This window comes from Pseudoxanthomonas sp. LjRoot204_2, from assembly GCF_056175765.1.
Genome location: NZ_JBGFFG010000257.1, coordinates 1 through 4,896, shown reverse-complemented (window position 1 = coordinate 4,896; position 4,896 = coordinate 1). Strand labels below are relative to the sequence as shown.

The window sequence follows — 4,896 nt, the reverse complement described above, 5'->3', positions numbered from 1 at the left end:
GGCCGGGACGGATGAGGAGCGCCGCGCCGCACAGGAACGCCTGCGGCGCTTCGCCTGGGTCGTCGACAATGTGCTGCGCCAATACCAGCGACCCGCGACCGAGCGGCGCACGCGCGTGGACTATCTGGATCGTGTCTTCCGCGAGGGTGAGCTCGCCGCGATGCGCGACCAGTTGCAGTTCAACGGCATCGCCACGGAACCACCCGCCGGTTGGCTGCCGGACAACCCGGAATGGCGCGCGTTGCTGTCAGGTCCTTCGCCCGCCGCTCGCTGATCCACCTTCGCACCGCGTTGACCACGGCGGTGGAAGCATCGGGACAGGAGGTCTCGCCATGTTCGATGGATGGGAAGCCCAGGCGCCGGTGATCGCGCGCATCGCCTTCGCGATGCTGCTGGGAGGCGTCGTCGGTCTGGAACGCGAAATGAAGGACCGGCCAGCCGGTTTCCGCACGCATACGCTGGTTGCGGGCGCCGCCGCCATGCTGACCGGCATGGGCGACATGATGCTGGCGCAGGCGCATCACGACCACGACGGCCGCGTGCAGATCGACCCGTTCCGCCTGGTGGAAGCGGTGATCGCCGGTGTCGCCTTCATCGGTGCCGGCACGATGATCGCCCACCGCGGACGCGTGGTCGCCGGCATCACCACCGCCGCCTCGCTGCTGATGGTGGCGGTGATCGGCGTAGCGGTGGGCTTCGGCCATGGCTGGCTCGCCCTGATGGCTGCGCTGCTGACGCTGGCCGTGCTTTCCGTATTGGCGTGGATGGAGCGCCGCGTGTCGCGAGGCTCGTCGAACGACGACGCTCCGCGCTGATCGACGCTGCGGCTGTTGCTCGACCGTCACCGAGACTCATGCGCCTCGCTACATCCTGCGCCTTGACGGGCGCTGGGCGGAAAGTGAACATCTGCCATCACACCCTTGATGGGGTATAGCAAGCGCTGGGCGGCATGAGCGAGTTCGCAGCTTTGATGATGGAGAAGCTAGAGAATCAACTAGCCCAGGTGATTCTTTACCTTGGCGCAATAGACTCTCTTGCCGAGGCATACCGAGACAACGCGCGGCTTCAGCAGGACGAATTCTTGTTTGGGACCGTATACAACAGCCTTTGGGACGCTCTCGTGGTTCGCATTGGAACGATATGGGACGATTCGAGCGGGGTGGCATCGTTGCCAAAGCTTGCAAAGCAATTGAGTCGACTAAGTCATGCTGAGGCAAAATCTGTCGCTAAAGAGATCAGGGCGGCTCCTTCGGCCGAGTGGATTCGGCTGAAGGAGTGGCGTCATGCAATTGTTGCCCATGCCAGGTTTCCATTGGACCTCGCTAGCTTCGATTCCAGTTTCGGAACTAATGTCGAGGATGCGCGCACGGAAGCGGTGAGAATTGAGCACATGCTCGCCAAGGCAAACAAATGCATTGGTCGCACACAAGTGTTCTATGGTGTTCTTAAAGATGACGCTATTACGAATGCTAGAAGCTCATTAGCCGGGTGGCAGTGGGATGCCGCTTAGCAATTCATTCAAGCCGATGCCGCTTTGCGGTGTGGCCTAGTTCGGGCGCTTGAATTCATGCCAAGACAATCGCGATTTGCCAAAGACGGCTTGCACTTCTTTGTGATCAATGCCGTGCATCGCAAAGGCGATGATCAGCATCCGCTTAGTTCGTTTTCACGCGTAAGTTGTTGGATAAATTCTCGCCTTCATGAGGGCACGCTGGCGCTTGCCAAGTTCTACATCAAGGCAGAAGGTTGGTCGGTACGGTCCGTGGATTCGCACACATGGATCAATGGCCTAGAGCACGTGCCTCGTGGAACTGTTCGCTACTACCGGGAGGCACTCCAGGGTGGCGCATCATTGGTGTTTTGTCAGTTCCTTGTGGACGAGGCCTAACATTTCGCTCAAGCCGAATCCGGTTCGCCGGTCGGCTTGATCAGCGTCAAACGCGAAACACTTAGCGCGCAATTTCAACAGACCACAAAAACCAACAAGGGGGAGATCAAACATGTTCGGCAAACTGATGACGGGTGTCGCGCTGGTGTGCGCGTCGCAACTCTGTAGCGCCCAGGAGACGGCGCCGGCCCCCGAGCCGCAAAGCCAGCAGGGAGGCATCTGTCTTTTTACCGCGACGCCACCGGCTGAGTTGTCATACGTCACGGTAAGGAAGCTGAAGTACGGGAAGGGCAGCTACGGAAGCGTCAACGACATCCTTCCCATGGTCATCGCCGATGCCAGGGCGGCGGGTGCCGATGCGGTGATCCACTACAACGGCTCGCAGCGCTTCGGCTTCTGGCCCTGGCGGTTCGTCAGGCCCGTCGTGACCGGCACCGCCATCAAGTGGGAACCCGCGCGCGACATCGACTGCGCCGCTTCCGGCGGCCACTACAGCACGGGCACGCTGGCGGAAGCTCCGCCGCCGCACGGCGGCAAGTGAGCGGATCAGGCGCCGGAAGTACCGCCGCTTAGTACGTCCTTTGACGTGCGGCGCCCACATCTGGGTGCCGCACGAGGACTCAGCAAAGTCGTTGACTCAGTCGTGGCGCAACGCCGCGATAGGATCGAGCTGCGCGGCCTGGCGCGCGGGATAAACGCCGAAGCCCAGGCCGACCACCGCGCAGAAGCCGGCGGACAACAGGATCGGCAGCGGCGCCCATGCGACCTGCCAGCCCGCGAACGTGGCGATCAGGTAGGCCAGCACACCACCGAACACCAGGCCCAGCAGCGCGCCCGCGATGCAGATGACCGTGGCCTCACGCAGGAACTGTGCGATCACATCGCGACGGCGTGCACCGAGTGCTCGCAGCAGGCCGATCTCGCGGCGCCGCTCAAGCACGTTCGCCAGCATGATGTTCATGATGCCGATGCCGCCCACCAGCAGGCTGACGCCCGCGATCGCGCCCATCACCACCTGGAAGATGCGCTGCGTCTGCTGGTGCTGCTGGAACAGCTGCTGCGGCACGATCAACTGGTAGTCCGCCATGCCCGCATGGCGCTGGTCGAGTACCGCCGACAGCACGCCGGCGCCGGCGGCCAGGCGCTGCGGATCGTCCAGCCGCAGCAGGAAGCGGTCCACTTCATCCTCCTGCGGCTGGAAGCGGAAACGTGCCCGCACGCTCGCCAGTGGCGCATAGATGCGGTTGCTCTCCGAGCCCAGCTGCACGCCTTCGAAATCGTCCTGGCCCAGGTCGCGGTCGGCGAGCACGCCGATCACCTCCAGCCAGACGTGGTTGACCTTGATCAGGCCCCCGACCGCATCGCCCTTCGGGAACAGGTCGGCGGCCGCCTGGTGGCCGAGCACCGCCACCGCCGCCAGCGCGGCTTCGTCATCGGCATCGAAGGCGCGGCCCTGGGCGATCTTCAGCGACGACAGGTCGAACCAGTTCGCGCTCACGCCGCTGGCCTGCGCATCGCTGCGTCCCGTGTCGCTGAAGACCGTGTGCGTGCGCACCTGCTTTTCGGCGGCATGGCGCTCCGCACCGGGCACCACGCTCAGTGCGGCCTCGGCATCGGCGACGGTCAACCCCAGGCTGCGTTCGCGGGTTTCCTTAAGCGTGTCCTCGTCCTGTGCCTTGGCTTCGGCGATCAGGTTGTGCAGGCCCAGGCCTTCGACCAATCGCAAGGCCTCGCGCCGACTGCCTTCGCCGACCGCCTGCATGGCAACGATCGCACCCACACCGAAGATCATGCCCAGCAGCGTCAGCAGCGTGCGCAGGCGGCGACGCCACAGCTCCTCCACCGCTTCGCGCCAGACGGTGGGCAGGCGGTTGAACAGGCCGGTCATGCGCTCTTTCCTTCCGCGTCGTCAGCGGCGGCGTCATCGCCGTCGGCGTCCGTCGCGTCCTTGTCTTTGTCCTTGCCATCGCCGGGTGCGGACACGTCGACCTGCGACAGGCGCACCTGGTCACCGGCCTTCAGGCCCGACAGGACCTGCGATCGGGCCGTGCCGCGCACGCCAAGCTTCACTTCACGCGCCACGTAGTCGTTGCCCTGTTTGACCTGCACCCAGTGGCGGTCGTCGCGCTGTTCGATGGCCACGTTCGGCACCGCGATCGCGTCCTTGGCGTCGAGCAGCACGACCGAGGCGGCGAAGCGCTGGCCCGGGATCAGCCGGTAACGTTCGATGGCGTCGGCGGGGATGGGCGCGCGCATCGACAGGAACTTCACCGGGCTCTCGCGGTTGCGAACCTTCGCTGCGCTCGCCACCCACGAAAGCTTGCTGTCTATGCGCTGGTCGGGACGGCCGAGCGGGTGCAGCACCACCGCGTCACCCGCCTGCACGCCCTGCGCTTCGATCTGCGGCAGGTCGATTTCCACCTCCATCGACGAGGTGTCCGGCAGGCTGCCGAACTCGAAGCCTGCGCGCAGGTTGGCGCCCACCATCGGCTTGTCGCCCGACCAGTTGGCGGCCAGCAGCAACACGCCATCGTTCGGCGCCCGCAGCTCCAGCGCCTGCAAGTCGTCGCGGCGCGTCTTGGCGTTCATGTCGAAGGTGGCGCGCTGCGCATCCAGCACCGCGAGCTCGGCGCCACCGCGCACGTCGGACTGGTCGCGCTGCCATTGCAGCGTGCCCTGCCGTACCTGCAGGTACTCCTTGTCCTCGATCGCATCCAGCACCTGGTTGCGGGCGACCGTGCTGAGGTCGGCATCGGCATAGCGCTGCGCGATCCCCAGCTGCACCGCCACCAGCGACAGGTCGACTTCCACGCGCCCTTGTGCCGAATCCAGCCCGCTCTCCTTCGCCGCGCGCGCCAGCGCATTGCGCTGCAGGTCGATCATCGCCTGCGCCAGTTGCTGTTCGCCTTCGGGCGACACGAAGCGCGCCAGCACGTCGCCCTTCTTCACCAGGCTGCCCTCCGGCACCATCCACACCACCTGCCGCTGCGCCCAGTTCTTGCCGGGAA

Annotated in this window: 5 protein-coding genes and 1 pseudogene; 4 read left to right on the top strand and 2 right to left on the bottom strand. The window is 64.8% G+C overall.

All coding sequences use genetic code 11. The features are described from left to right. The 4 genes and pseudogenes from AC04L7_RS12370 to AC04L7_RS12355 all read left to right on the top strand — a co-directional run. A pseudogene (locus AC04L7_RS12370) lies at positions 1 to 274 on the top strand (hypothetical protein); the annotation flags it as partial. A gap of 58 nt (positions 275 to 332) precedes the next feature. Next, on the top strand, positions 333 to 815 hold the full coding sequence (locus AC04L7_RS12365; RefSeq protein ID WP_435995919.1) for an MgtC/SapB family protein: 483 nt from the start codon (positions 333 to 335) through the stop codon (positions 813 to 815). Positions 816 to 949: 134 nt separating this feature from the next. After that, complete coding sequence (locus AC04L7_RS12360; RefSeq protein WP_435995921.1) at positions 950 to 1,510, top strand: AbiU2 domain-containing protein; 561 nt, start codon at positions 950 to 952, stop codon at positions 1,508 to 1,510. A 490-nt stretch (positions 1,511 to 2,000) separates the two neighbouring features. Then, a complete protein-coding gene (locus AC04L7_RS12355) occupies positions 2,001 to 2,429 on the top strand; it encodes a hypothetical protein (RefSeq protein ID WP_435995923.1) in 429 nt (142 codons plus the stop codon). A 96-nt stretch (positions 2,430 to 2,525) separates the two neighbouring features. Here AC04L7_RS12355 and AC04L7_RS12350 read toward each other — a convergent pair whose 3' ends face one another. Beyond that, on the bottom strand, positions 2,526 to 3,776 hold the full coding sequence (locus AC04L7_RS12350; protein ID WP_435995925.1) for an ABC transporter permease: 1,251 nt from the start codon (positions 3,774 to 3,776) through the stop codon (positions 2,526 to 2,528). Next, a partial coding sequence (locus tag AC04L7_RS12345) for an efflux RND transporter periplasmic adaptor subunit (RefSeq protein ID WP_475513103.1) occupies positions 3,773 to 4,896 on the bottom strand: 1,124 nt, incomplete at its 5' end. The genes AC04L7_RS12345 and AC04L7_RS12350, both read right to left, overlap by 4 nt.